Raw genomic sequence first — 25,918 nt, 5'->3', positions numbered from 1 at the left:
TTTTTGTTAAAATGTACCTTTGCCAAAATTGTAGAGATGAACTTTTCTTTTATCATACCTGTTTATAATCGTCCTGATGAGATTGACGAGCTTTTGGATAGTTTGACTAAACAAACTTACACAAAGTCATTTGAGATAGTTATTATTGAGGATGGTTCAAGTATTCCGTGCGAAAGTATCGTTGATAAATACCGCGGAAAATTGAATTTGACTTATTATCTTAAATACAATTCAGGTCCAGGAGATTCCCGTAATTTTGGGATGCAGTATGCGAAAGGAGATTATTATATTATCCTCGATTCCGATTGTATTATTCCTTCCAATTATTTAACGGAAGTTGAATCGAGTCTTAATGAAAAGTATGTTGATTGCTTTGGCGGTCCAGATAATATGCTGCCTAGCTTTACTTCTATTCAGAAGGCAATTAATTTTACCATGACTTCTGTTTTGACAACTGGGGGTGTTCGTGGGGCATCTGAAAAATTGGAAAAATTTCAACCCCGTAGTTTTAATATGGGTATTTCCAAAAAAGCTTTTGAAGCTTCAAAAGGTTTTTCTAATATCCATCCAGGTGAAGATCCGGATTTGTCTATCCGATTATGGAAATTAGGGTTTGAAACAAAACTAATCTCCAAAGCCTTTGTTTACCACAAAAGAAGAATCGACTGGGAAAAGTTTTATATTCAGGTCAATAAGTTCGGAAAAGTACGTCCCATTTTGAATTTATGGTATCCGGAATATGCAAAACCCACGTTTTTCTTGCCTGCATTGTTTGTTATATTCTTCGGGATTGGCATTTTGGAACTGATTTTTACTTCCGGTGATTGGATTTTGAAGTTGTATTTCGCTTATACTGTCTTGATATTTTTGGTGTCTACCTATCAAAATAGAAACCTGATAGTCGGTTTTAATTCGATTATTGCTTTATGGAGACAATTCTTTGGATATGGTTTGGGATTTATCGAATCGTATTTTAAAATTTTTATACTTAAGAAAAAACCACAAGAAGCATTCCCTGAACTTTTTTTTAAACTTTGATGACAAAAGTAATTGGACTTACCGGAGGCATTGGTAGTGGAAAAACAACTATCGCAAGACTTTTTGAAGCCGAGGGAATTCCTGTTTACATTGCTGATGATGAAGCGAAAAAAATAATGCTGCATCCTGAAACCGTTAGTGAAGTTGCTTCGGTATTTGGATCAGATGTGGTTCGTGATCATCTTATTGACCGAAAAAAATTGGCTGCAATAGTTTTTAATCATCCTGAGAAATTAAAAAAGCTTAATGCTATCATTCATCCATTAGTAAAAAAACATTTTGACGATTGGTTGAAAGTGCATGAAAAACATCCGTTCGTAATTAAAGAAGCTGCTATTTTATTTGAAAGTGGTAGTTATAAGTTTTGTGATAAAATAATTACAGTTTATGCTTCTGAGGCGACGCGTATCAAACGTGTTATGCAGCGAGATAATGCGTCAGAAAAGGATGTTTTGGAAAGAATTCACAATCAATGGTCGGATGAGGAACGAATGGCTAAAAGTGATTTTGTTATAAAAAATGAAAATTTTGCAGAAACAAAGTCAAATTTCTCCGAAATTCTTAAAATTTTGAAAAATCTTCAGTAAATTTATTAATTGTTAATATTTGGTTAATCCTTTTAAGATTCAAATGTTAAAATATTAAATTTGTATCAATGAATAAGGCTTTGTTTCGTTTAGTGATTGTTTTAATGACAGTGGCCCTCTTGGGTATCATTGCTGTTCAAGGCTATCTTATTCACGCTTCTTTTAAAAACAAAGACGAGCAGTTTACCTATCAAGTTAAACAGGTAATTTCGAATGTTGCAAAGAAAGTTGAAGAACAGGAAGCGTTTTCATTTTTGAGTAGGTTCAACCAGTTAAAAGATAGTATTGGTAAAGCACCGCAACGTAGTGAATTGATGAAATTTTTCTATGTTGAGAAAAACGAATTAACGAATGAAACGATAATATATTCAAGTAGTATTATCCCAGAAGATTATTCGGTTTCAGCCTCGTTCTTTGATAAAGCTAATGATTCCACAAGAATTAAAAATTATGTTGCAAAAAGGGTGACAGAGGTTTACAACGAAAGTAATGTGGAAAGTAATCCTGCTAACAATGATGTCCTTCCATCTGAAAAAACAGAAAAATCGGGTGTGGTAGAAGTATTGGATAAGGCGCAATTTCAACTCAATTTCAAAGATATTGCTGCTACGCGTTCCATTACGCAACGTGTCTCCAATAAACAGTTGGAAGCGTTGTTTCGAAATGAATTGGAGGAATATGGAATAGATACGCCTTTCGAGTTCGGAATATATAGTAACGGATTGGCTACAAAAGTTAAATCGGAAAAATTTAAATTCGATAAAAAAACCACTTTTGACACCCCTATTTTTACCGATAATGAGGGTGTGAGCAAATTTCAATTGTTGGTTAGTTTTCCTAAAAAGAAAGCATTTTTAGCATCTGATTTAGTTGGTATTGCTGTTCTGTCGTTCTTGTTTACTGCTATCATTATCGTTGCTTATTACAGTGCATTGAAACAATTGAATACTCAACGTCATATTTCTGAAATCAAGACAGATTTCATCAATAATATGACACACGAATTCAAAACTCCAATTGCTACAATTAATTTGGCTTTGGATGCAATAAAAAATCCAAAAGTGATTGATGATAAAGAGAAGGTACATCGTTATCTTCAAATGATTAAGGATGAAAATAAGAGAATGCATGCGCAAGTGGAAAATGTATTGCGAATTTCGAAATTAGAAAAGAGAGAATTAGATATCAGAAAAGAAACATGCAATATGCATGATATTATTGAGGAAGCAGTTGAGCATGTTAGTCTTATTGTGGAAGATAGAGAAGGTGAGATTAATGTAAATCTGAAAGCTACTAAAACGTCTGTATTACTTAATGATGTTCATTTTACCAATGTCTTGGTCAATATATTGGAAAATGCGGTGAAATATTCTCCGGAAAGACCTGTCATTCATGTGACTTCTGAGAATATTAAAAACTTCATCGTAGTTAAAATCAAAGATCAAGGATTGGGAATCAGTAAAATTGCGCAAAAGAAAATATTCGATAAATTTTATCGTGAACATACCGGCGATATTCATAACGTAAAAGGACACGGATTGGGTCTTGCCTATGTAAAAAGAATAGTTGATGACCATCACGGAGAAGTGTTGGTCGAGAGTGAAAAAGGAAAAGGAAGTACATTTATAATCAAACTCCCATTAATTTATTAAATTATGGATACAAACAAGAAAATATTATTAGTTGAAGATGATCCAAACTTTGGTTCAATTCTTCGTGACTATTTGTCTATGAATGACTTTGAAGTCGTATTGGCTAAGAATGGAATGGAAGGCTTTGAAAAGTTTAAAAAAGACAATTTCGATTTGTGCATTCTGGATGTAATGATGCCGTATAAGGATGGTTTTACCTTAGCAAAAGAAATTCGTGAAAAGAATAAAGAAGTGCCTCTTATCTTTCTAACAGCTAAAACAATGAAGGAAGATGTTCTTAAAGGCTATAAAGTAGGTGCTGATGATTATTTGAATAAACCTTTCGACTCGGAAGTGTTATTGATGAAAATTAAAGCAATTATTCAACGTAAAGCCTCTGAAGTGAAAGCAGATGTGGTTAAGTTCGAATTCGAAATCGGAAAGTTTCATCTGAACTCTAAATTGCGTTTTTTAACGTTCCCTGGTGAAGAACCTATTAAATTGTCGCCAAAGGAAAATGAATTGCTTAAAATGCTTGCATTGCATGAAAATGATTTGATGCCAAGAGAATTAGCATTAACAAAAATCTGGAGAGACGATAATTATTTCACTTCAAGAAGTATGGATGTATATATCGCTAAATTGCGCAAATACCTGAAATCGGATACAAATGTGGAAATTCTAAACATTCACGGTGAAGGATTTAGGTTAGTGGTGAAAAAATAAATTCATAAAAAAAGCTCTGAGAAATCAGAGCTTTTTTATTTTGTTTACCTTCTAAATTTATTTCGGGTAATGATATTTTTTAGTTTGGCTTTTAAATCTTCTCCTGAATCATAAACCATTTGCTCATTACTTGGGAATGGAGTAGCTCTACGGCCAAAATATTGTAAATATTCGCTATCGCAAGCATTTTTATCACCATTGTAATTCGCATAGATATATTCAAAAACATATTCGCTTGAGAGTGGGAATGCATCAATCAATTGGTTTGTTCTGAAATCGATATAATCAATTTTAGCAGTAATTTGACAGGCTTTGAATTGTTTGAATTCATAAATGGTAGCTCGTACTGTTTTCATGTTGTCTACCATAACTACATTTCCTTTATCATCTTTTACCTGATTTCCATTGGCATCAAGCAAAGGTTTTTTGCCATCAACAATTTGTTTTTCTTTTACAAACTCACGCTCCTTAACTTGTTCGGGAGAAATGGTAATGTTTCTGAAATTCACGATCATTGCAAAATCGTATTTAATATCTTTTTGACGGTTATTATGGTACACAGTCCATTTGTCATTCAAGCCAAACGTACTAAAATCCAATAAATCATTCTGCAAACGAGCCGGAATAATCATGTTGGTTTCGTTTTTAGTATACACATGTACAAAATCAGTGCCTTTGAAATGTGCTTCATCCATTAATTTCTTAATGTCTTTGTATCCTGGATTGATTTCATTCAAATAACCAAAATCATCATACGCCTTACGATAGCTCATTTTATCATTTTGTTTCATTAAAGCTTTCGAATTGTCATACAAATACTTTGATAAGGCTTCGCGTGTTTTTATGATTTGTGAAGAATAATCATCGAACGGGAAAATAGCATTACGACCTTCCTGTAAAAGCGGTAAAGGTAATAAAGGTCTGATTTTTTCCTGACGATTGTTGAGTTGTAAATAGGTATTGTAAATTTTTTCAAGATTAGCTGGATTGCCATCTTTTTGAAGCATTTCTACTTCACGCAGATCACGATCTTTCGCTTTTGCGTAAGCTTCCTCTAATAAATAAACATAATCTTGTTTTCCTTTTGAAGCTTTGTTCGTTTTTAAAGATTCTACAGAACGGTTGATGGCAGCATCATAATTACCGTCACTCAATAGAGATTGGGTTTTTTTAACACCACTGCAACTCACTAATAATCCGATAAGTAATACGAAAGATGTAATTTTCTTCATAGTCTTGAATTTTGGCAAATATAGTTATGTATTTGGAAAGACAAATATCAAGCCAAAAAAACTTTTATAGGATTGATGTTATTTTTTACCAATAACTATCTTGAAGGATTTTCCAACGATTGTTTTCTTTTATAAATACTAGGGTAAAATTGACTTTGTGCACTTTGTTGTGCTTGTCTTTGATTTCAGAAATTCCTTTTTGCCAAATTGTTTCGTTGATGGGTTCAAAGGATAAATTGGTTAATTTCCATGTTCCACCCAGATTTTCAAATGATTTCCAGTATTTTTTGAGCTCTACTTCACCCGAAAATTCAGTGTTTCGCCCAATAATTTTTCCTTTTTTTGAATAATAATCGGCAATTCCTTCAAAGTTTCCTTTATTGTAATTCGATTCCATTTCTTTAAGAAGTGTAAGGATTTCCTCTTGTTCGGAAGTCTTTTTTTTACGGTATTCTAAATCGTATTCGGTACTGAAATTTTTGCCTTCATCATTTGAAATTTCTCCCAATTGTCTTACATAGCCATTTTCCAATTTAAAAAAAGTTAGACGTCGTATCGAACTGTTTTTTCCGTTGTTAAATGGTCGGCTAAGAAACTGCATGCTGTTGTTCTCAAATTTACCAGTTAAATATTCGGTAGTACCACCAGTATTATCTACCCAAGTTTGTTGCCATTGTCCTGATGCTGCATTGTAGGTATTGTAGCTTTTTCCCGAAAAAATCAAACCTTGCTGTGAATTGGCTGATACCCATTCTTCAAGAATTATACAGTTGTCTAGAATTTTAGAGATTTTAGAATGACCCACAATTCCTTTTGGACCATAAACTTCCCATTCACCAATCCAGAAATCAAACTCATTATACTTTGAATTGGATTCACATGGTTTTTGAGCAAATAATGAAATCGAAAGGAAAGAAAGTAAGAATATAAAAGTCAATCTCATTTCGTTAGTTTTTGATTGTTTTCTTTGATATGTGTAAAAAAATAAGAGCAATTTAATTCAATTGCTCTTATCTATCTGTTAATGAAAACGTAATATTTTATTTAGTAGGTGTTGGAGGAAGTAATTTACTTGAGACTTCACCAAAACCAATTCGTACCTCATTATTTTGACAATAACCTCTCATGATTACAGTGTCACCATCATTAATGAATTTGCGCTCTGAACCATCTTTCATTTGGATTGGATTTTTTCCACCCCAAGTCAATTCCAGCATCGATCCAAAAGAGTTCTCTGTTGGTCCTGAAATGGTTCCTGAACCCATCATATCACCCGAATTGATTCGACATCCATTGATAGTATGGTGTGCTAACTGTTGACTCATCGTCCAATACATGTATTTCATATTCGAATCACATACTACAGTTTCTTCACCATTTTCCGGAGTAATGGCCACTTGCAAATTAATATCAAAGGCGTGATCTCCTTCTTGCTGTAAATACGGTAGGGGAGTTGGTTCTTGTTTTGGTTGTGCGCAACGGAATGGTTCCAATGCGTCCATGGTTACAATCCACGGTGAGATTGATGATGCAAAATTCTTAGCTAAGAATGGTCCAAGCGGCACATATTCCCATTTCTGGATATCGCGTGCACTCCAGTCATTCAACAATACCATTCCGAAGATATAATCTTCTGCTTCGTTCACAGGAATGTTTTCACCCATAATGTTGGCGTCTGTAGTAATGAAAGCAGTCTCCAATTCGAAATCCACTAAACGTGACGGACCAAATACCGGTGAAGTTGCATCTGCAGGCATGGTTTGTCCCATTGGGCGGTGAACCGGAATCCCTGAAGGAACAATGGTAGAACTTCTTCCGTGGTAACCTACAGGTATATGCAACCAATTGGGTAATAAAGCATTTTCAGGATCACGGAACATTTTTCCTACATTGGTAGCATGTTCTTTACTTGAGTAAAAGTCAGTGTAATCTCCAATAAAAACGGGAAGTTGCATTTCCACATCTTCCATTCTGAAAATAACTACATCGCGGTGTTTTTTGTTGTCTCGTAAATCGGGGTTTTCAGCATCAAAGATCTCTGCTATTCTGTTGCGAACCAATCGCCATGTTTTCTTTCCGTCAGAAATAAAATCGTTTAATGTATCTTGTAAGAAAACGTCATCTGTCAACTCAATTCCTTCAAAATATCCCAACTGTTGTAATGCGCCCAAATCAATGGCAAAATCGCCTAAACGCGTCCCTACAGTTACTATGTTTTCTTTGGTTAAAAACACACCAAAGGGAATGTTCTGAATGGGAAAATCACTATCGGAAGAAATTTCTAACCATGATTTTCTGTTTGGGTTGTTAGCAGTTATAGGCATAATATATTTTTTTGTGATAAAACGTTGTTTTGATAGTTCAAATATAGTTTCTATTGGGATTATACCAAACACTTTTTGTACTTTTGACGGGTATTTAACAAAAAATAATAAAAATGCAACGCGACGAACAAATTTTTGATTTAATTCTTGATGAGCAAGACAGACAGATTCATGGAATCGAGCTTATTGCTTCTGAGAATTTTGTAAGCGACCAGGTAATGGAAGCTGCCGGATCATGTTTAACCAATAAATACGCAGAAGGCTATCCAGGTAAAAGATACTATGGTGGTTGTGAAGTAGTGGATGTTGTAGAACAAATCGCTATCGACAGAGCTAAAGCACTTTTTGGTGCCGAGTATGTGAATGTTCAACCACACTCTGGTTCTCAAGCGAATACTGCTGTTTTTGCTGCTTGTTTAAAGCCGGGAGATACCATCTTAGGTTTTGATTTGTCGCACGGTGGTCACTTAACTCACGGTTCTCCAGTAAACTTTTCAGGAAAATTATACAACCCGGTTTTTTACGGTGTTGATGCAGAAACCGGCGTGTTGAACTACGATAAAATTCAAGAAATTGCAACAAAAGAACAACCGAAATTAATCATCGCAGGTGCTTCGGCTTACTCTCGTGATATGGATTTCAAACGTTTCCGCGAAATTGCAGATTCAGTTGGGGCTATTTTAATGGCCGATATTTCTCACCCTGCAGGCTTAATTGCCAAAGGATTAATGAATGATCCAATTCCTCACTGTCATATAGTTACAACAACAACACATAAAACATTACGCGGACCTCGTGGTGGTATGATCATGATGGGTAAAGATTTTGAAAACCCATGGGGATTAACGACTCCAAAAGGAGAAATCAGAATGATGTCGCACGTTTTGGATATGTCAGTTTTTCCTGGAAATCAAGGCGGACCTTTAATGCATATCATTGCTGCAAAAGCGGTAGCTTTTGGAGAATGTTTATCGGATGAGTTCTTTACCTATGCAGTTCAGGTGCAGAAAAATGCTAAAGCGATGGCTGCAGCATTCGTGAAAAGAGGTTACAATATCATTTCTGGTGGTACAGACAACCATATGATGCTAATCGATTTACGTAACAAAAATATTTCTGGTAAAGAAGCTGAAAATGCTTTGGTAAAAGCAGAAATCACCGTAAACAAAAACATGGTGCCATTTGATGATAAATCACCTTTTGTAACTTCAGGTATCCGTGTGGGAACTCCGGCAATCACAACGCGTGGTTTGGTGGAAGCAGATATGGAAACGGTTGTGGATTTAATCGATCGTGTATTGATGAATCACACCAACGAAGAAGTATTAGAGCAAGTTGCTGATGAAGTAAACGACATGATGAGCGAAAGAGCGATGTTTGTTTTCTAAAACAGAATTACCTATAAATAAAAATCCCGCCTTTAAGCGGGATTTTTTATGCAGTAAATTTTTATTACTCATTCAAATGATGATAAGCGCCCAAATCTGGAGTGGTGATAGATCTTAGGATGTCATCTGCATCTCTGGCAACCAAAGCGGCAGGATTTCCCTTATCGATTACAGAAGAACCCAATAAAACTCTCAAATTGTTTCTTTGCGGGTTTTTGAACTTCGGATCATTCAACGTTTGGAAATTGCTTACGATATTGTTTTTAGATGCCGGATTTTTGACGAAATCATACATCGGATCGGTAAACTGATTGTTGATATCGCTGAAACGGATAAGAGAATAACTAATGTCGGTTGTAAAAGCAGCACTATTGTCCTTTTTTAATCCAATTTCTATGCTGTTAGTGCCGTAAATAATGGAATTCGTTATTGTTGCGCTTAATGGTGCTACAAAAAGAGTAGTGTCGACTAATAAAGTATTATCCAATAAAACAGAAGGTGTCGAACGCGAACCAGCCGACCAATAATTGGTAAAAGTACAATGCGTAAAGTTGTAAGTACCACCTAAAGTACAAGCCAAAGCATATTGTCCGGCTTTATTGATGACAATGTTTCTTCCGTTGATTCTTCCGGTGCGCGCTAAGATACCCGCAACCGTACAATTGTAAATCTGTGTATTTTCAATATCTACAGCAGTACCATCGTTATTTTGAATGAAAAGGCCAGCCGTTGCATTTTTAATTGTTAGATTCTTGAAACGGTTATCAGTACTTCCATCGGTTAAAATAACCGCAAACCATTGTCCGGGTATTTCTGCAAAACCAGGTTCCAAACGATCACCTTCAAAAATAACTTCGTTTTCTAAAGCTTCAGTCGTCGATGGAGCGCCATTCACATGAATACTGGCATTATCGGCTACAATCAACCCAGATTGGTCATGAAAATGAACTCTCGCACCGGGATCAATCTCCAATACTTTATTGTTCGGAACGGTTGGGAAACCATAAATAACATAGGGTTTCGTATTCGTGAAATGCAATTCGTTGCCATTCACAGGATCGTTTTCATCAAGGGGAAAAGCGGTGATTTTTGGATCGTTTTCAGTTAAAGGTTCTCCTTCGTAGGTATAACTTCCATCCGGATTTTGCGTACGTTCAGGATAAATAAAATAGGCGTCTTGAATTAGCGTTACTAAGTCCACATCCTGTTGAAGGCTACCGGAATCAAATAAAACCTTATCAGTGTATAAAAAGTCAACCGGATCGGCATCTTCAATACCTGCGGTCGCTTCAATAAATACATACAAGCTGTCTTTTGCCAGAATCTCTACATTTTCAAAATACTTTCCTTTACCGTCTCTTCCGGTCATTCCGTCCACCATCATACGGTATTTTGAATTGTCACCATTCGCAAATGCAATCGTTGGAATGTGAATATCATCATTGCTTTTATTGTACACTTTTAAAGTATAAGTACTCGAGCTGATATTGGTGAAAACCGTATCCAAATAAACCGTATCCTTAGAAAAGGCTAGTTTTCCGTTGCTTGGAACCGTTTCAAAATCTTGCCTACAAGAGGTTAAGGATAAGAGGAAAACAATAAAAAACAGAAAAGTATAACGCATTGTTCAAATTAAATTTGGATAAAAATAGGTAATATAAATTAACGAATGAAATTGTTTTTTATTCTGCCGAATAAAATTTAATCCTAAATTTCGTAAATTTGATATACTAAATGGAAAATATGTCTTTTAATAAAGAAGAAGTTCTTAAAAAATGTAATGATTGGTGTAAAAACACCTTAATGCAAACCCTTGAAATTGAATATGTTGATGCCGGGGAAGATTATTTAACAGCCACAATGCCTGTGAATTCCAAAGTACACCAGCCCATGGGGTTACTCCACGGTGGCGCAACGGTAGCTTTGGCGGAAAGTGTAGGAAGTGCCGCTTCAATTATGTTTATTAACCATGAAAAGCAGGAAGTAAGAGGAATCGAAATTTCCGCCAATCATTTAAAAAGCAAAAGAGAAGGAATCGTTACTGCTACTGCCAAAATCGTACATAAAGGAAGATCAATTCACTTGTGGGAAATAAAAATAGTTGATGAAGAAGGAAAAGTGATTTCGCTTTGTAAACTAACCAATATGATTTTGCCAAAAAGATAAGGATGAAAAGTCTATTCGAAAAAGTGCATTTGCATCAGAAGCTCAATTTACCCTTTGTGGTTTACCGAAAACCCAATTCGAAGACTTTAATTGGCGTTTTTCAAAATAATGACCATCTCTATTTCTCGGAAAACTTTCTTGAAAAAGGATTCGTTTTCGCGCCTTTCGATGGTGCTCCGATTGTTTTTCCTCTTGACAATGCCGAAGTCAAATACAATAGTATTTATTTCGAAAAGCAATTTGAATCGCATATCGCCGAAAGCCATGACGATCTTTACGAAAAAGAACAGTTTCTGGCCTTGGTAAAAAAAGGCGTTTTTGCCATCAAGAGAGGCGAATTCAACAAAGTGGTGCTTTCTCGCAAAGAAAAAGTGCAATTGGACAGCTTCGAAATGGAAGCCATCTTTGAACGCATGCTTCAATTGTATCCAGCAGCCTTTTGCTATTGCTGGTTCCATCCGAAAATCGGAATGTGGATGGGAGCGAGCCCAGAGAAATTAATCCAAGCTGAAGGCGATGTCTTCAATACGATGGCATTAGCCGGAACACAAACGTATCAAGGTACCGAAGTCGTTTTCTGGAAAGACAAAGAAAAAGAAGAGCAGGAGTTTGTAACCGAGTTCATTCTCGAAAACCTAAAATCGCATGCCTTCAATATCAATGCGTCCAATCCCTATACAACCAGAGCCGGAAACTTATTGCATTTGAGAACCGATGTGGAAGGAATCATCAACAACGACTCCAACCTGAAAAAAGTAATCGATATCCTGCATCCAACGCCAGCCGTATGTGGTTTGCCTAAGTTCGCAGCCAAAGACTTTATCCTAAAGCACGAAGGCTATGATCGCGAGTTCTATACGGGCTTTTTGGGTGAACTGAACCATAACTTCAGTAACGACGACAATGCGACCGACATATTTGTCAACCTGCGCTGTATGAAAATCAAAGACAATACCGCACAGCTTTTTATCGGTTGTGGTATTACCAAAGACAGTCATCCGGAATCCGAATGGGAGGAAACCGTAAACAAATCAAAAACCATGAAACGGGTATTATAATACCAACGGCTTCATGACAATACCGAATTAATTTATGAAATTAGATATACTAGCCTTCGGAGCACATCCCGACGACGTAGAATTAGGTTGCGCTGCCACCTTAGCCAAAGAAATTTCCCTAGGGAAGAAAGTTGGAATCATCGACTTAACCCGAGGCGAACTAGGAACCAGAGGAACAGCCGAAATCCGTGACCAAGAAGCAGCAAGAGCAGCCGAAATCCTGAATATCTCCGTTCGCGAAAACCTAAACTTCCGCGATGGCTTTTTCCGAAACAACGAAAAACACCAACTCGAAGTCATCCGAATGATTCGCAAATACCAACCCGATATCGTCATCTGTAACGCCATCAACGACCGTCACATCGATCACGGTAAAGGGAATAAATTGGTTTCCGATGCGTGCTTTTTATCCGGATTACCCAAAATAGAAACCAGTTACAACGGGAGCATCCAACAAGCATGGCGCCCCAAATTGGTATATCATTACATACAGTGGTTGCCTATCGAACCCGATTTCGTTGTTGACGTCACCGGATTTATGGACATCAAAATGGAATCCATTATGGCGTACTCGTCACAGTTTTATAATCCGGATACCAACGAACCGGAGACGCCAATCACCTCCAAAAACTTTTTGGATAGCGTAAAATACCGCGCACAAGACCTCGGAAGACTCATTGGGACCGACTTTGCCGAAGGTTTTACCGTGGAAAGGTATTTGGCTGTCAATAGCTTAGGGGATTTAAAGTAAATTTTTGTAAAAATCTTTTGCAAAACCCAACTTTTGCAATATATTTGCACTCGCAAAAGGGAAATGAGTTTCATCACGAAGCAAAGCCCTCTAGCAAAACCAAATGGTGATTGTAGCTCAGTTGGTTAGAGCGTTGGATTGTGGTTCCAAAGGTCGCGGGTTCGAGACCCGTCTTTCACCCAGAAGCCCTGAAGTAATTCAGGGCTTTTTTTGTAGCTATTACTTTCCTATATCAGCACCCAAATCCAATTTTTCCTATATTTACAATTATCTGCAAAACACAGCTAAAGTCTGAAGTTCGAGGTAAGTTAATGTGGAGTATCTAAACAACGACCTTCTCGATTAAAGCAATTTATACCTTACAATACATGTCCTCAACTCTTACAATACAATTACCCAATAACGTAAATTCTGAGGTTTATGTTTATAAAGACAATGAACTAATTGTAACAATGAAGAGAATGTTTTTATTGGGTTCAAAAATCAAAGCCGAAATTTATCAAAACGATACTTTGCTAGTGAAGTGCTCTAGTTTTTTGTTTACTCTTAAAATTAAAGAACAAAATCTAACCAACGAAATCAAGATTAAAAGCCATAATTTATTTTTTTCGGAGTTTGATATGGGAGATGATAACATTGTAGTGAAATCAAATTTGCTTTACTTTTTAAACAAAAAATGGGCAACTATCTCACTAAATTCAAAAAATGTGGCCAAGGTAAAACTTAAAAAAATACTCGATAGTAAAGGTATAACTCTTGAATTGAACTGTTTTGAAGATCAGCATGACAAAGAGTTTGAAATACTACTCTCTGTTTTGTTGACAATTTTGCATTTGAATATTTAAAACTCCACGCTGGCGCGAGCTTCTAGCTCGTGCCCAAAAAGAATATAAACTAAAACCTAAAAGTTGAATTTTTTTTTTCAACGTTACGGTTATCATTCAATAATCTTTTCCCATTAGTTTTAAAATCGATAGCGAAACCATTACAACATGCCATCACAAAGCCCAAACACAAATCATTACAATTTTAGGCCTTCGTCAATTCCTTATAGTGTAGATTTAGAAGTTATCCGTAAATTAGAACAACTGAAACCAACAACACAATAATTAACGTATGATAACAATTGACAACTACTTAGATAGCCATTACATTCACAGAAGCAACTGGTTAAGAGCTGCAGTTCTTGGCGCCAATGACGGAATAATATCCATATCAAGCTTAGCTATTGGGGTTGCCGCAGCAAGCGCAACCAGAGAACCAATTGTTTTGGCAACTGTCGCCGGACTTGTAGCGGGCGCTTTGTCCATGGCTGCCGGCGAATATGTTTCGGTGAGTTCACAAACCGACACCGAAAAGGCCGACATCCAAAGAGAAATTCAAGAACTCAAAGAAATGCCTGAGGAAGAACTCGCTATTTTGGCTCAAATCTATGAAAGACGCGGACTCAAAAAGGAAACGGCTATGCAAGTCGCCATTGAACTTACTGAAAAAGACGCATTAGGAGCACATATTAGAGACGAACTAGGCATTAACGAAATCAGTCAGGCGAACCCAATACAAGCGGCTTTGGCTTCTGGGGCTTCTTTTACCGTTGGTGGCGTATTGCCTCTTGTAGTGGTTTTCTTTGCCCCGGTAAAAGGAATGGAATATTGGCTGTACGGATTTACAATCGTATTTCTTATCATTCTTGGACTTACATCAGCCAAAACAGGCGGTTCAAGCAGCAAAAAAGCAATTTTGAGAATTACCATTTGGGGAACAATCGCAATGGTGCTTTCTGCATTAGTCGGTTATCTCTTTGGAGTGAATGTATAAAATGCCAATAACCCGGAATTAGTTTCCTACACACAAAAAATAGCAACTACTACCCTAAAAAAGTGGTAGTTTTGTTTTTCAAACAGCAACAGCGCTCCCAAAGAAGTCGTAAACCAACTCTATGTCTCGATATCTAGTCTTTTTTTTAGTAACCACAATACTTTCTACCGTCATAAGTCTGGAGTGCGGCACTACTATAGGTTACTTTGTGGTAACTGTCTTGATTACCGGTTTAGCCACGGCAATACTAATTAGTTTCAAAACCCATACCGTTTCCTATCTCAAAATAGGCAGATTGTTTTTGGTGGCTTTCATCGTATCTTATATTCTATTCTATACGATTGCTCAAATAGAAAGAGATACAGCCTATGCTAAAATGAAAGCAGTACCCAAAAACGTACTGGAAAAATTCCATCGTACTCAAGATCTTACTGTGCTGCCGCAAGAAGCCAGATATGCATGGATTGGTTGTTGCTATCGGAAAATAACAGTACTCAATGAAACCCAATTAAACGGCAAAGTAATACAAGCCGTGGGATGGAAACAAGCATCGATAGCTGCCTATTATGATGTGAAGAATAAGGAATATACAGGAAGCTTTCATTAATGGGGAACTACAAAAACGAAACAAAAACGAACTAACAGATCAACCACCAGCAATTAAAAACACATAAATAATAAATGAAAACACTTAAATCCCTCCTGATACTTTTATTAATTGTATCCTTTAAATCTTTCGCCTGCCTAAACGGTGAAAGTAAAATATTGAAAAGTGGTCATTATTTGTATGAAGATTATTCGAATGTTTTGCCTTTCGGTCATGAATTTTATGAAAATGAATTTGACGAAATGGTTTTCAAATTGGATAGTCTGTATAAAAAGACAAATGATTTGGCCTATTTGTCTGACAAGGGTTTGGTACTTATTCTGCAAAAGAAATACAAAGAAGCCCTTCAACTGTATTTAAACATTGAAAAAAAACAGCCTAACAAGTATTCTACGGCTTCAAACATTGGAACCATTTACGAGTTGATTGGGGATAACCAAAAAGCATTGGAATGGATCAAAAAAGCGATTGAAATCGATCCAAATTCACACCGTGGGTCAGAATGGATTCATGTCAATATCCTAGAAGCTAAAATCAAAGGGGACAACTATATAACCGGTGAGTTTTTATTGGGTACTGATTTTGGAAATGAAAGTAGCCCAAAAAAGTTTCTAGATACCCCAAAACTTCAAAAATTATATAGAGCACTTTTTTACCAACTGAATGAGAGAATATCATTGGTAAAGCCCAAAGATAAAATCGTTGCAACTATGCTTTTCGAATTAGGTAACTTTAGATTGCTTCAGAAAGATTATGCAAATGCAGTCATAGTATTCGAAAAAGCAAAAGAGTACGGATTTGAAAGTGAACTATTCAAAAAAAGAATGATGTTTGCAAAAGAAGGCTTGAAAAAGGAAAAGGCGAAACTGCATAATCCTAAAATGAATTACCCTAAAACAATGGGTCTAATAGTAACTATCTTGCTGGGTATATTCCTTGTAGTTAAAATCGTTAGAAGAAATAAGAAGTAATTTGATCCATGAAAAAAGCACTCCAATACACCAAAAAAATGATTCTAGGAACACTGATTTGGGGAACTATACACACCATTTACATCATCTACGACGGCTACCGCGATAAAAATCAACCTGCCGATGTAGCCATCATCCTCGGAAGTAAAGTCAATCCCAACGGAACGCTCTCCGAACGACTCCAAGCGCGCGTCGATAAGGGACTGGAACTGTACAACAACCATCGCGTGAAAACCATCATTGTAAGCGGCGGATTGGGTAGGGAAGGGCAATGGGAAGGCAATGCCATGAAAAAATACTTGGTGCAACACCAAGTGCCGGCCGATCAAATTTTTGTCGATAATTATGGCAACGATACCGAGAAAACGGTGGTTAATTCCATTCGCATCATGGACAGCCTGCACCTCAAAAGCGCCATCACGGTCTCGCAGTATTTCCACCAAACCCGAACCAAAAAACTCTTCCGAAACAAAGGTTTCGAAAACATCGAAAGCGCAAGCCCTCACTTTTTCGAATGGTGGGATCTGTATTCGTTACCCCGAGAGTTTGTAGCCTATTACGTTGAGGCATTGTAACTCATAAAAGATTTTTCTTTCACTCAATCATGAAAACAATTGCACTGAATTTATTCGTTTTCTTTTTAATGGGTTGCTCTAATTTTCAAACTAGAGAATTGGAACACAAAACCCAAACCATCGAATTGGAATATATCGGATGGGCTTGTGACTGCGCCAACTGGGCAACTCCAAATGATATTGAAAAATTTTACGATAAGGAAGACAGCTTGTCTCAAAAAAGTGTTTTTATCGAACCGATTGATAAAGTAGTACAATTAACGGATACACTCGGATACAACGGTGACCGGATAAAATTTACGGGACAGTTTTATGTAAACAAAGGATATCCTGAAGGTTATGAATCAGAACAAAAACCTGAAAAGGCTAAAGTTTTCAGATACTCGACATACGAAGTAATCAAAAGCAACCACAAAGAAATAAAAGAAGAGTTAGACCAAACAAAGTAAGCCTTGGACCAAGCGAAGTGTCACTTAGGTCAAGTACAAAATGCCTTAGGTCAAGTGTAAAATGGCTTAGGACAAGTGCAAAATGGCTTAGGTCAAGTGCAAAACGGCTTAGGTCAATCGCAAAATGCCTTAGGACAAGTGCAAAACGGCTTAGGTCAATCGCAAAATGCCTTAGGTCAAGTGAAAAATGGCTTAGGTCAAGTGCAAAATGGCTTGGGTCAAGCGCAAAACTCTTTGGAAGAAGCAAAGTAAGCCTTGGAAGAAGAAAAGTAGAGCTTGGAACAAGTAAAGTAGAGCTTGGAAGAAGAAAAGTAAGCCTTGGAAGAAGCAAAGTAAGGCTTGGAAGAAGAAAAGTAGAGCTTGGAACAAGTAAAGTAAGCCTTGGAAGAAGAAAAGTAGAGCTTGGAACAAGTAAAGTAAGCCTTGGAAGAAGAAAAGTAGAGCTTGGAACAAGTAAAGTAAGCCTTGAAAGAAGAAAAGTAAGCCTTGGAAGAAGAAAGGTACGCCTTGAAGAAGCGAAGTAAGGCTTGGAAAAAGCAAAACAACGCATCTATCGAAAAGAGCAACACAAGCGTTCTACTCCAAAAGAATTACAGCCGTTGTATAATTTATTCATTTTCTTTTAGTTATATATACTATAAAAAGAAATAAACAAGTGCAATGGAAACCCCAATTAGTAATCTTAGTATTGGCCTACTTTGTATACAGATACTGTTGCTTGTTTTGTCTGTAGTGGCGGTGTACTGCATTATGAGACTTGGTAAGAAATGGATCAAATACATGGAAAATAATTCGTTACACAACGAAAAATAAGGCAAAAAAAACTCCGACGAAAGTCGGAGTTTTGCGTTTATTTACCTGATTTGTCAACCACAGGTCGGTCATTACGATTGGCCAATTCCCATGCAACCGTAAAGGCGAGCTGTGTTCTTTTTGCCAAAGCATCGTACTCGATCTTGTTCGGTTCGTCACCCGGCTGGTGGTAATCTTCATGTGTTCCGTTAAAGAAGAACACCGAAGGGATATTGTGTTTCGCAAAGTTGTAATGGTCAGAACGGTAGTAAAAACGGTTCGGGTCATTACGATCATTGTATTTGTAATCCAATTGTAAATTTACAAAATGTTTGTTCGCTTCTTCTGTGATGTTGTAAAGGTCACTCGATAAATAATCCGAACCAATAACATACACATAATTGTTACTGTCTTTGTGTAGTGCATCACGACGACCAATCATATCTATGTTGATGTCGGTAATGGTTTTAGCCAAAGGGAATAACGGATTTTCAGTATAAAAACGTGAACCATGCAAACCATGCTCTTCACCAGTTACATGCAAAAATAAAATCGAACGTTTCGGCCCTTTTCCTTCTTTCTTCGCTTGTTGAAAGGCTTGCGCAATTTCTAACAAAGCAACTGTTCCAGATCCGTCATCATCGGCACCATTATAAATCTCACCATTCTTCATACCCACGTGATCATAATGCGCAGAAATCACCAAAATTTCATCCGGCTTTTCAGAACCTTCTATGAAAGCCCAAATGTTTTCAGAATCACCTAATTTAGGACTGAATGCTTTTTGAAAATAGGAAGAGGGTATCGGTTGGTAAAAATCCGAAGCTCCGGTAGGAAACGAAATCCCGTTCTTAGTATATTGGTCGATAAGGTATCTTCCGGCTTTCTTCTGACCTTCTTCTCCGGTGTTTCTTCCTTGCATTTCATCAGAAGCTACAATGTAAAGATGTGTCTTTAAATCCTCAGCCGTAATGGTATTCATGTACTTGGTAATGTCTTCTTTTGCTTCCGGCTTGAAAGAGGTGGAAGTAGACTTTTGACTGGTACAGCTGGTAAACGTAAACGTAGCCGCAGCCAAAACTAAAATGCTGTTTTTCATAAAATGAGTAATTGTTAAACGAATTTAACCAAATTGATAAAGATTATCAAAAAAATTAGGATTAATTAACATTTAATGCACTGTAGGCTAGCAACGACACGATAAGGGCTAGCAACAGCACTAAATTAATGGAAAAAATAAAGATTCCTTTCAATCGGGATACCCATCGGTTTTCCTGAAAAAACAAACGATGCGAACGGAAGAAATAAAACAACCACCAAACCATCAATCCAAAGGCCATGAATCCTGTCAAAGTAGCTACATTGGCTTCTCCAAACAACCAATACAGGAGCTCGGTGAGTACTTGATTAATGGTAAAGGACAATAAAATCATCGAAAAATAATGGATGGTAAAAATGCCACTGTCAAAATAGAACCATTTCTTTTTGTTATGAAACAACCACAACACAAATGCAAATAGTGGCATATACAAGAACAAGGCTTTCGGAATAGTATTGAATAGATTCTTATAAAATTGCTTCACAAAATCTTTGTCTTTGGCATGCAGAGCAACAAAACGGGCTCTTTCATTGAGCCATTCCCCAAAACTGCCTTTCAACTCACCTAAATTGGAGTCAATATTGGTCGTGTCAATCTGTATGGTATTTTTCTTCTCAGTCGAAAAGCGGATATTCTCCTTTTCTATACTTGCTTTTTCTTTATCCACCACCGCAATCGGCGTTCCAGAATGTTGATTGATCGTAGTGAAAATCGACAATAAAAAGAAGGTAACGAAACTGATGAAAATATACAGCTTTACCGGTTGTACAAACATTTTGCGTCGACCAGCAATGTATTCTCTGCTCAACCGACCTGGATAAAACAACAAGTATTTGATGGTTTTCCAAAAACCACTGTCGTAGTGTACTAAATCTTCAATGGTGTGCGTGAATAAATAGTGAAAGGATTCCTTCGTCTCTTTGTTTTCTTGTCCACAGTTGGGGCAGAATCTGTTTTCGACTACATGATGGCAGTTCAAGCAGGTTTTATCGGTACGAAGTGAATGTTTTCCCATAACTATTACTCTTCTTCTTGATTGAAAATATGTGATTTTGAATACACACGCCATTTCTCAATACACTCGGTCATGTCTTTCGGAATTTCGGTATCAAAACGCATATATTCCTTCGTAACCGGATGCTCAAACCCTAAGGTCTTGGCATGTAATGCTTGTCTTGGTAAAATTTTGAAACAATTCTCTACAAATTGTTTGTATTTGGTAAACGTTGTTCCTTTCAATATCAAATGACCACCATAACGCTCATCATTAAATAAGGGGTGACCAATATGTTTCATGTGGGCTCTAATCTGATGGGTGCGGCCTGTCTCCAAAATACAAGATACCACAGTGATATAACCAAATCGTTCCAATACTTTGTAATGGGTAATCGCAGGTTTGCCAATCTCCGGATCTTTATATACCGCCATCTGCATACGATCGGTCGCGTGACGGGCTAAGTTGCCTTCAATAGTACCTTCGTCTTCTTTCACATTACCCCAAACAATCGCAACGTATTCTCTTTCGGTGGTTTTTTCTTCAAATTGCTTCGCCAAATGCGTCATCGCAGTCTCGGTCTTGGCAATCACCAACAACCCGGAAGTGTTTTTGTCAATACGATGCACCAAGCCTGGTCGCTCACTGCTGTTCATCGGTAAATTGTCAAAATGAAAGGCCAAAGCATTCACCAATGTACCCGTGTAATTGCCATGTCCCGGATGAACCACCAAACCTACAGGCTTATTGATCACCAATAGGGCATCGTCTTCGTACACAATGTTCAACGGAATGTTTTCCGGTATAATATGATTCTCAAACGGTGGATGCGATAGCATTACCTTGATCTCATCAAACGGCTTGACTTTGTAATTGGATTTTACAGCAACGCCATTGGCAAAGATATTGCCTCTTTCCGCTGCCTGTTGTATTTTATTGCGCGTAGCATTCTCGATAAGTTGCATTAAAAACTTATCTACTCGTAATATCGACTGACCTTTAGGCGAAATGAACTTGTGATGTTCGTACAATTCGTCGTCCAGCTCTTCGTTTTCAAAAATTTCTTGATTCATTCTTATTCTTCAGCAACAATGGAATCCGTTTGCGGAGTGTCTTCCAATTCTTCTTCGTCAAAACCTACTTTACCATCTCCCAAAACCAAATCAACTTTGGTGGTTTTGGTTACCTGTTGACCGGCTCTCACTGGCGAACCGTTTATTTTCATCTCTAATACCATGTCTTTGGCTAAATTCGGAACATAGCTGGTGTCACCCACTTCCAAACCTAACGCTTTTAATGTCGGTACAGCCTGACGGTACGTCTTTTGTACCAAATCTGGTAAACGTACTTTGGCATAACCCGATGCATTAATCTTTACATAAATAACACGGTTTTCCTTCACTTTGGTACCCGGACGTGGATCTTGTTGTACAATCGTCAACTCAGGAAATGTAGCATTGTAATCTACCGTATCCAATAATTCATAATCCAAATCCAACTCATCCAATTTTTCTTCCGCTTGCTCTAAAGTCAATTTGCTTAAATTGGGAACAGTAATTTCCTGCCCATGATTCGTTGTAAATCCTATCCAATACATGAATAGAAATAAACAAGCTACAACAATAAGTAACGCAAGGGCTACTTGCTTGAAAAAAGTAAAACTAAGGAGAAATCGTTTCCAACTCATAGATTAAGTGATTTACTGCAAACTTACATAAATTTTTATGTAAAAAATATAAAATGCGAAAGCCAATTCATTCAAAAAAATGATAATTTTGTTTATTAGGAGCTAATCCTGCTGTACGCTATATCTTTTTTTGCCTTATAGGAAAGCAAAAAAAGGATGCCGCTTCCATCAGGGCTATCCTACAATCCAAAATAATATATATGAAGAATATCGCCATCATTATGGGAGGTTACTCTAGCGAGTACCAAATTTCACTTAAAAGCGGAAACGTTGTCTACCAAAATCTCGATCCAACTCAATACAAAGGCTACCGTATCCATATCTTCAAAGAAAAATGGGTATACGTAGACGATAATGAAACCGAATTTCCAATCGATAGAAATGACTTCTCAGTTGTGGTAAACGGTCAGAAAATTACCTTCGATGCTGTTTTTAATGCCATTCACGGTACGCCGGGTGAAGACGGATTAATGCAGGCGTATTTCGAATTGCTCAATATCAAACAAACGTCTTGCGATTACTATCAAGCGGCGCTAACATTCAATAAAAGGGATTTGTTATCGGTTCTAAAACCGTACGGAATTAAAACGGCAACGTCGTATTATTTGAATTTAGGCGATGCCATCGATGTAGAGGCGATTATCGAACGTGTCGGATTGCCTTGTTTCGTGAAACCGAACAAATCGGGATCCAGCTTCGGAATTTCCAAAGTACATCATAAAGAAGATTTCTTAACCGCAGTGGAAAATGCGTATAAAGAGGACAATGAAATTATTATCGAAAGTTTCCTAGACGGTACCGAAGTATCAGTAGGGGTAATCAATTATAAAGGGGAAGTTATCGTATTGCCAATTACCGAAATCGTTTCGGATAATGATTTCTTCGATTATGAAGCCAAATATTTAGGTAAATCACAGGAAATTACGCCGGCACGATTAACCCCGGAAGTGGAAGCACGTGTTCGTGAAGTGGCTAAAAAAGTCTACGAAGTATTAAAAATGAGTGGTTTCTCCCGTAGCGAATACATTTTAGTCAACGGAGAACCGTACATGCTTGAAATGAATACCATACCGGGATTAACAAACGAGAGTCTAATTCCGCAACAAGCCAAAGAAGCCGGTATCTCACTTCAGGATTTGTTTACTAACGCGATTGAATTAGCATTAAATAAATAGTTTATGCGCAGAGCCATATTTCCAGGATCGTTCGATCCTATTACTTTAGGACATGTCGATATCATCAATAGAAGTATTCCGCTATTCGATGAAATTATTATTGCAATTGGTGTCAATGCGGAAAAGAAATACATGTTCCCGTTAGAGGAACGCAAACGCTTCATCGAAGAAACTTTCAAAAGAGAAGATTCGGTTTCTGTGATTACCTATGAAGGTTTAACCATCGATTTGTGTAAAAAATTCGAAGCCGATTTTATTCTCCGCGGTTTGCGCAATCCCGCCGATTTCGAATTCGAAAAGGCTATCGCACATACCAACCGCCGTTTGTCAAAAATCGAAACCATATTTTTATTGACCGCTGCAGATACATCTTATATCAGTTCAAGTATTGTTCGTGATGTAATTCGCAACGGCGGAAACTACAAAGTATTGGTGCCACCCGCAGTGGAAGTGAAATAATAACTACAGACAATCATAAGGCAGGGAGTTTCCTTGCCTTTTCTTTTGAACCCATGAATAAAATCCTAGCCTTCTTTTTTCTTCTGTCGTCTCTTACTTACAGTCAATCCAAATACCTAACCTTCTTCGAAAAAGGAAACGGAAATCAGTCCGCCACTTATAAGGAGGTCATTTCATTCTATCAATTGCTGGATAAGGATTTTGGTACAATCAAAATGCAAAAGATGGCCATCGAAGACAGTGGTAACCCATTGCATATGGTTACTTACAGTGCCGATGGAAAATTGGATTACAACAACAAGGAGAAAACGGTGGTGCTAATTGTCAATTCGATTCATGCCGGCGAACCCGATGGTGTTGATGCTTCGATGATGTTGTTCCGAGATTTGGCCACTGCTAAAGTTAAAGTGCCTAAAAATACTATTGTTGTAACCATTCCGGTTTACAATATTGGAGGATATCTGAATAGAAATTCAACATGGAGAACCAATCAAAACGGCCCGGAAGAATACGGTTTTAGAGGAAATGCAAGAAACTATGACCTGAACCGTGACATGATGAAGTCGGATACGAAGAATACAAAAGGTTTGGTGGAAATAATTCATAAAGTCAATCCGGATATCTTTATCGACAATCATGTAAGCAATGGTGCCGATTACCAGTATACGTTAACGTTTATTCAAACAGAGCCGTCAAAAATAGGGAAGGAGCTGGACAATTTCATGACACAACAAATCACACCGGCATTGGAAGCCGATTTGAAAGCAAAAGGTATTGAAAGTACTCCGTATGTAAACGTATGGAGCGGTACTCCGGACAAAGGGTTTGTGCAGTTTAATGATTCACCAAGATATACCACAGGATATACTTCGCTGTTCAATGTTATTGGTTATGTGGTGGAAACGCATATGTGGAAAGACTATGACAAAAGGGTAAAAGCAACTTATGAATTCCTATCGAGTGTAATTCATTATGCCGATTCGAACGGAAAGTCGATTAAAGAGGCTCGAAAAGCAAATGCGAATTTATTCCAACCGAAAAGTGTCTATCCTTATTCGTGGACTATCGATTCTTCCAAAATGGTCAAACGTCGTTTTTTAGGTTACGAAGGAATAATCAAAAAAAGTGAGGTAACTACGGGCAACCGATTGTTTTACGACAGAAGTCAACCTTTCGACAAGCCAATCGATTTCTATTCGCATTATAAGGCAACAAAGAGTGTCATAATTCCTGAAGCGTATATCGTTCCAAAATCATGGTGGAACGTGATTGCGTTGTTGAAAGAAAACGGTTGCGAGTATTCGCTCTTAAAAAAAGATACTATACTAGAAGTGGGAAGTTACCGCATTGCCAATTATACGACAGCTACGCAAGCCTACGAAGGACATTACCCACATCGCAATACATCAGTGGTGAAAGTATCGGAAAAAGTACGTTTCGAGAAAGGAGATTATATCATCCCGACGAACCAAAAAGCAATAAAATACCTTATAGAAGCACTTGAGCCCGAAATGACAGATTCGTTCTTCAATTGGAATTTCTTCGATACGATTCTACAACAAAAAGAAGGTTACTCCGATTATTTATTTGAAGATTTGGCAGTAAAAATCCTTCAGGAAACCCCGATTCTTAAACAACAGTTCGATGAAAAATTGAAAACGGATAGTACTTTTGCCAAAAGTCCAGAAATGCAACTGGATTGGGTGCATAAAAATTCAGTGTACTATGAAAAAGCACATCTGCAATATCCGGTATATAGGGTAGAAAAATAAGTGCGGTTTAGGAACGTTGTAGTTTTTTTTCTTCTTCGAAAAGTAATTTGATGTTTTCGTACGAATTCTTCAAAGCGTCTTCTATTTGTGTCGGATTTAGCCAAGCAACTTGTTCGATGCCTTCTTCAGCTTGACCAACCGTAGTTCCGTCAAAGTCGGTATGCATCTCAAACCATTGTGTGATTTTGAGTTTGTACTTACCGTTTCGTTTAAAAATATGGTACGTTTTCTGCAGTTTGTTGGTGATTTTAAGTTGGTTTACACCGGTTTCTTCTTCTACTTCACGAATGGCAGCGTCTTCAATTTCTTCCGATTTGTTCAATCCACCTTTTGGTAAATCCCATTTTCCGTTGCGCAAAATGAATAAAACTTCCCCTTTTTTGTTATAAACTAATCCTCCACCAGCTTTGTTAACAGGGATTTTCTCCTTTAATTTTTTAATAATTTCCTTTTCGTCAGGATGGTACAAATAGGCTTTATTGATTTTATTCTGGAAGTAGCTTACAATAAGCTGTTCAATATCAATGCTTTCAAGTAAAAAAAACTTAAAATCAGTCTCTTTGACAATCTGATTTGTCAAGAAAAGAGGTTTGTCGTTTACAAAAACTTTATACATTTG

The 25,918-nt window shown here is 37.2% G+C and carries 27 protein-coding genes and 1 tRNA gene; 19 read left to right on the top strand and 9 right to left on the bottom strand.

The features are described 5' to 3' along the window. Window positions 1–36: 36 nt before the first annotated feature. The 4 genes from ACFO7M_RS07390 to ACFO7M_RS07375 all read left to right on the top strand — a co-directional run bounded on the left by ACFO7M_RS07390 (window position 37) and on the right by ACFO7M_RS07375 (window position 3,982). Complete coding sequence (locus ACFO7M_RS07390) at window positions 37–1,038, top strand: glycosyltransferase (protein WP_379713670.1); 1,002 nt, start codon at window positions 37–39, stop codon at window positions 1,036–1,038. Further along, the gene (coaE, locus tag ACFO7M_RS07385) at window positions 1,038–1,625 is read left to right on the top strand and encodes a dephospho-CoA kinase (protein WP_379713668.1); all 588 of its coding nucleotides are present in this window, start codon (window positions 1,038–1,040) and stop codon (window positions 1,623–1,625) included. Before ACFO7M_RS07390 ends, coaE begins: the two co-directional genes overlap by 1 nt. Window positions 1,626–1,693: 68 nt before the next feature. After that, a complete protein-coding gene (locus ACFO7M_RS07380) occupies window positions 1,694–3,277 on the top strand; it encodes a sensor histidine kinase (protein WP_379734860.1) in 1,584 nt (527 codons plus the stop codon). A gap of 3 nt (window positions 3,278–3,280) precedes the next feature. After that, window positions 3,281–3,982 carry a response regulator transcription factor gene (locus tag ACFO7M_RS07375; protein WP_379713664.1) on the top strand — a complete coding sequence of 234 codons (702 nt, stop codon included), beginning with the start codon at window positions 3,281–3,283 and terminating at the stop codon, window positions 3,980–3,982. A 44-nt stretch (window positions 3,983–4,026) separates the two neighbouring features. Here the strand turns inward: ACFO7M_RS07375 and ACFO7M_RS07370 are convergent, their stop codons facing one another. From ACFO7M_RS07370 to fahA, 3 genes are all read right to left on the bottom strand, one after another. Continuing rightward, window positions 4,027–5,214 carry a hypothetical protein gene (locus tag ACFO7M_RS07370; RefSeq protein WP_379734859.1) on the bottom strand — a complete coding sequence of 396 codons (1,188 nt, stop codon included), beginning with the start codon at window positions 5,212–5,214 and terminating at the stop codon, window positions 4,027–4,029. Between the two features lie 85 nt (window positions 5,215–5,299). Beyond that, window positions 5,300–6,157 (bottom strand): nuclear transport factor 2 family protein, encoded by an 858-nt coding sequence (locus tag ACFO7M_RS07365; protein WP_379734857.1) that lies wholly within the window; start codon window positions 6,155–6,157, stop codon window positions 5,300–5,302. 97 nt (window positions 6,158–6,254) lie between these two features. Next, entirely contained in the window at window positions 6,255–7,538 is a 1,284-nt protein-coding gene (gene fahA / locus ACFO7M_RS07360) for a fumarylacetoacetase (RefSeq protein WP_379734856.1), read from the bottom strand. A gap of 113 nt (window positions 7,539–7,651) precedes the next feature. On the opposite strand from fahA, the gene glyA reads away from it, so the two are divergent. Continuing rightward, on the top strand, window positions 7,652–8,926 hold the full coding sequence (gene glyA / locus ACFO7M_RS07355) for a serine hydroxymethyltransferase (protein WP_379713656.1): 1,275 nt from the start codon (window positions 7,652–7,654) through the stop codon (window positions 8,924–8,926). A 64-nt stretch (window positions 8,927–8,990) separates the two neighbouring features. Here the strand turns inward: glyA and ACFO7M_RS07350 are convergent, their stop codons facing one another. Further along, window positions 8,991–10,550: a hypothetical protein gene (locus tag ACFO7M_RS07350; RefSeq protein WP_379713654.1), complete on the bottom strand. Its 1,560-nt coding sequence runs from the start codon at window positions 10,548–10,550 to the stop codon at window positions 8,991–8,993. 119 nt (window positions 10,551–10,669) lie between these two features. On the opposite strand from ACFO7M_RS07350, the gene ACFO7M_RS07345 reads away from it, so the two are divergent. The 11 genes from ACFO7M_RS07345 to ACFO7M_RS07295 all read left to right on the top strand — a co-directional run bounded on the left by ACFO7M_RS07345 (window position 10,670) and on the right by ACFO7M_RS07295 (window position 17,845). Then, window positions 10,670–11,092 (top strand): PaaI family thioesterase, encoded by a 423-nt coding sequence (locus tag ACFO7M_RS07345; protein WP_379713652.1) that lies wholly within the window; start codon window positions 10,670–10,672, stop codon window positions 11,090–11,092. Between the two features lie 2 nt (window positions 11,093–11,094). Continuing rightward, entirely contained in the window at window positions 11,095–12,150 is a 1,056-nt protein-coding gene (locus tag ACFO7M_RS07340; RefSeq protein WP_379713650.1) for an isochorismate synthase, read from the top strand. 34 nt (window positions 12,151–12,184) lie between these two features. Then, on the top strand, window positions 12,185–12,901 hold the full coding sequence (gene bshB1 / locus ACFO7M_RS07335; protein ID WP_379713648.1) for a bacillithiol biosynthesis deacetylase BshB1: 717 nt from the start codon (window positions 12,185–12,187) through the stop codon (window positions 12,899–12,901). A gap of 105 nt (window positions 12,902–13,006) precedes the next feature. Beyond that, window positions 13,007–13,082, top strand: a tRNA-His gene (locus tag ACFO7M_RS07330). A gap of 187 nt (window positions 13,083–13,269) precedes the next feature. Continuing rightward, complete coding sequence (locus tag ACFO7M_RS07325) at window positions 13,270–13,746, top strand: hypothetical protein (RefSeq protein ID WP_379734855.1); 477 nt, start codon at window positions 13,270–13,272, stop codon at window positions 13,744–13,746. A gap of 271 nt (window positions 13,747–14,017) precedes the next feature. Beyond that, the gene (locus ACFO7M_RS07320; RefSeq protein ID WP_379734854.1) at window positions 14,018–14,719 is read left to right on the top strand and encodes a VIT1/CCC1 transporter family protein; all 702 of its coding nucleotides are present in this window, start codon (window positions 14,018–14,020) and stop codon (window positions 14,717–14,719) included. Window positions 14,720–14,840: 121 nt separating this feature from the next. Continuing rightward, window positions 14,841–15,326 carry a hypothetical protein gene (locus tag ACFO7M_RS07315; protein WP_379734853.1) on the top strand — a complete coding sequence of 162 codons (486 nt, stop codon included), beginning with the start codon at window positions 14,841–14,843 and terminating at the stop codon, window positions 15,324–15,326. A 74-nt stretch (window positions 15,327–15,400) separates the two neighbouring features. Continuing rightward, window positions 15,401–16,297 (top strand): tetratricopeptide repeat protein, encoded by an 897-nt coding sequence (locus tag ACFO7M_RS07310; protein ID WP_379713638.1) that lies wholly within the window; start codon window positions 15,401–15,403, stop codon window positions 16,295–16,297. A gap of 8 nt (window positions 16,298–16,305) precedes the next feature. Beyond that, complete coding sequence (locus ACFO7M_RS07305; protein ID WP_379713636.1) at window positions 16,306–16,872, top strand: YdcF family protein; 567 nt, start codon at window positions 16,306–16,308, stop codon at window positions 16,870–16,872. A gap of 29 nt (window positions 16,873–16,901) precedes the next feature. Further along, window positions 16,902–17,321 (top strand): hypothetical protein, encoded by a 420-nt coding sequence (locus ACFO7M_RS07300; RefSeq protein ID WP_379734852.1) that lies wholly within the window; start codon window positions 16,902–16,904, stop codon window positions 17,319–17,321. 17 nt (window positions 17,322–17,338) lie between these two features. Beyond that, window positions 17,339–17,845, top strand: coding sequence for a hypothetical protein (locus ACFO7M_RS07295; RefSeq protein ID WP_379734851.1), 507 nt, complete (start codon window positions 17,339–17,341; stop codon window positions 17,843–17,845). A 326-nt stretch (window positions 17,846–18,171) separates the two neighbouring features. On the opposite strand, the gene ACFO7M_RS07290 is transcribed toward ACFO7M_RS07295, so the two are convergent. The 4 genes from ACFO7M_RS07290 to ACFO7M_RS07275 all read right to left on the bottom strand — a co-directional run bounded on the left by ACFO7M_RS07290 (window position 18,172) and on the right by ACFO7M_RS07275 (window position 21,893). Further along, window positions 18,172–19,212, bottom strand: a complete 1,041-nt coding sequence (locus tag ACFO7M_RS07290) for a M28 family metallopeptidase (RefSeq protein ID WP_379713632.1) — start codon at window positions 19,210–19,212, stop codon at window positions 18,172–18,174. Window positions 19,213–19,273: 61 nt separating this feature from the next. Next, the gene (locus tag ACFO7M_RS07285) at window positions 19,274–20,227 is read right to left on the bottom strand and encodes a DUF3667 domain-containing protein (protein ID WP_379734850.1); all 954 of its coding nucleotides are present in this window, start codon (window positions 20,225–20,227) and stop codon (window positions 19,274–19,276) included. 5 nt (window positions 20,228–20,232) lie between these two features. After that, window positions 20,233–21,279, bottom strand: coding sequence for an RluA family pseudouridine synthase (locus ACFO7M_RS07280; RefSeq protein ID WP_379713628.1), 1,047 nt, complete (start codon window positions 21,277–21,279; stop codon window positions 20,233–20,235). 2 nt (window positions 21,280–21,281) lie between these two features. After that, a complete protein-coding gene (locus ACFO7M_RS07275) occupies window positions 21,282–21,893 on the bottom strand; it encodes a PASTA domain-containing protein (protein WP_379713626.1) in 612 nt (203 codons plus the stop codon). 200 nt (window positions 21,894–22,093) lie between these two features. On the opposite strand from ACFO7M_RS07275, the gene ACFO7M_RS07270 reads away from it, so the two are divergent. Genes ACFO7M_RS07270 through ACFO7M_RS07260 form a run of 3 tightly spaced genes read left to right on the top strand, consistent with a single transcriptional unit; the run spans window position 22,094 to window position 25,299 of the window. Next, on the top strand, window positions 22,094–23,068 hold the full coding sequence (locus tag ACFO7M_RS07270) for a D-alanine--D-alanine ligase (protein ID WP_379734849.1): 975 nt from the start codon (window positions 22,094–22,096) through the stop codon (window positions 23,066–23,068). Between the two features lie 3 nt (window positions 23,069–23,071). Further along, complete coding sequence (gene coaD, locus ACFO7M_RS07265; protein WP_379713622.1) at window positions 23,072–23,527, top strand: pantetheine-phosphate adenylyltransferase; 456 nt, start codon at window positions 23,072–23,074, stop codon at window positions 23,525–23,527. Window positions 23,528–23,580: 53 nt separating this feature from the next. Continuing rightward, complete coding sequence (locus ACFO7M_RS07260) at window positions 23,581–25,299, top strand: M14 family metallopeptidase (protein ID WP_379734847.1); 1,719 nt, start codon at window positions 23,581–23,583, stop codon at window positions 25,297–25,299. A 7-nt stretch (window positions 25,300–25,306) separates the two neighbouring features. Here ACFO7M_RS07260 and ACFO7M_RS07255 read toward each other — a convergent pair whose 3' ends face one another. Continuing rightward, a complete protein-coding gene (locus ACFO7M_RS07255; RefSeq protein WP_379713618.1) occupies window positions 25,307–25,915 on the bottom strand; it encodes an NUDIX hydrolase in 609 nt (202 codons plus the stop codon). Window positions 25,916–25,918: the final 3 nt, after the last annotated feature.

Source organism: Flavobacterium sp. GCM10023249 (genome assembly GCF_042653365.1).
Taxonomy (GTDB): Bacteria; Bacteroidota; Bacteroidia; order Flavobacteriales; family Flavobacteriaceae; genus Flavobacterium.
The sequence above is the reverse complement of the archived record's forward strand: the minus strand, read 5'-3'. Positions and strand labels throughout refer to the sequence as shown.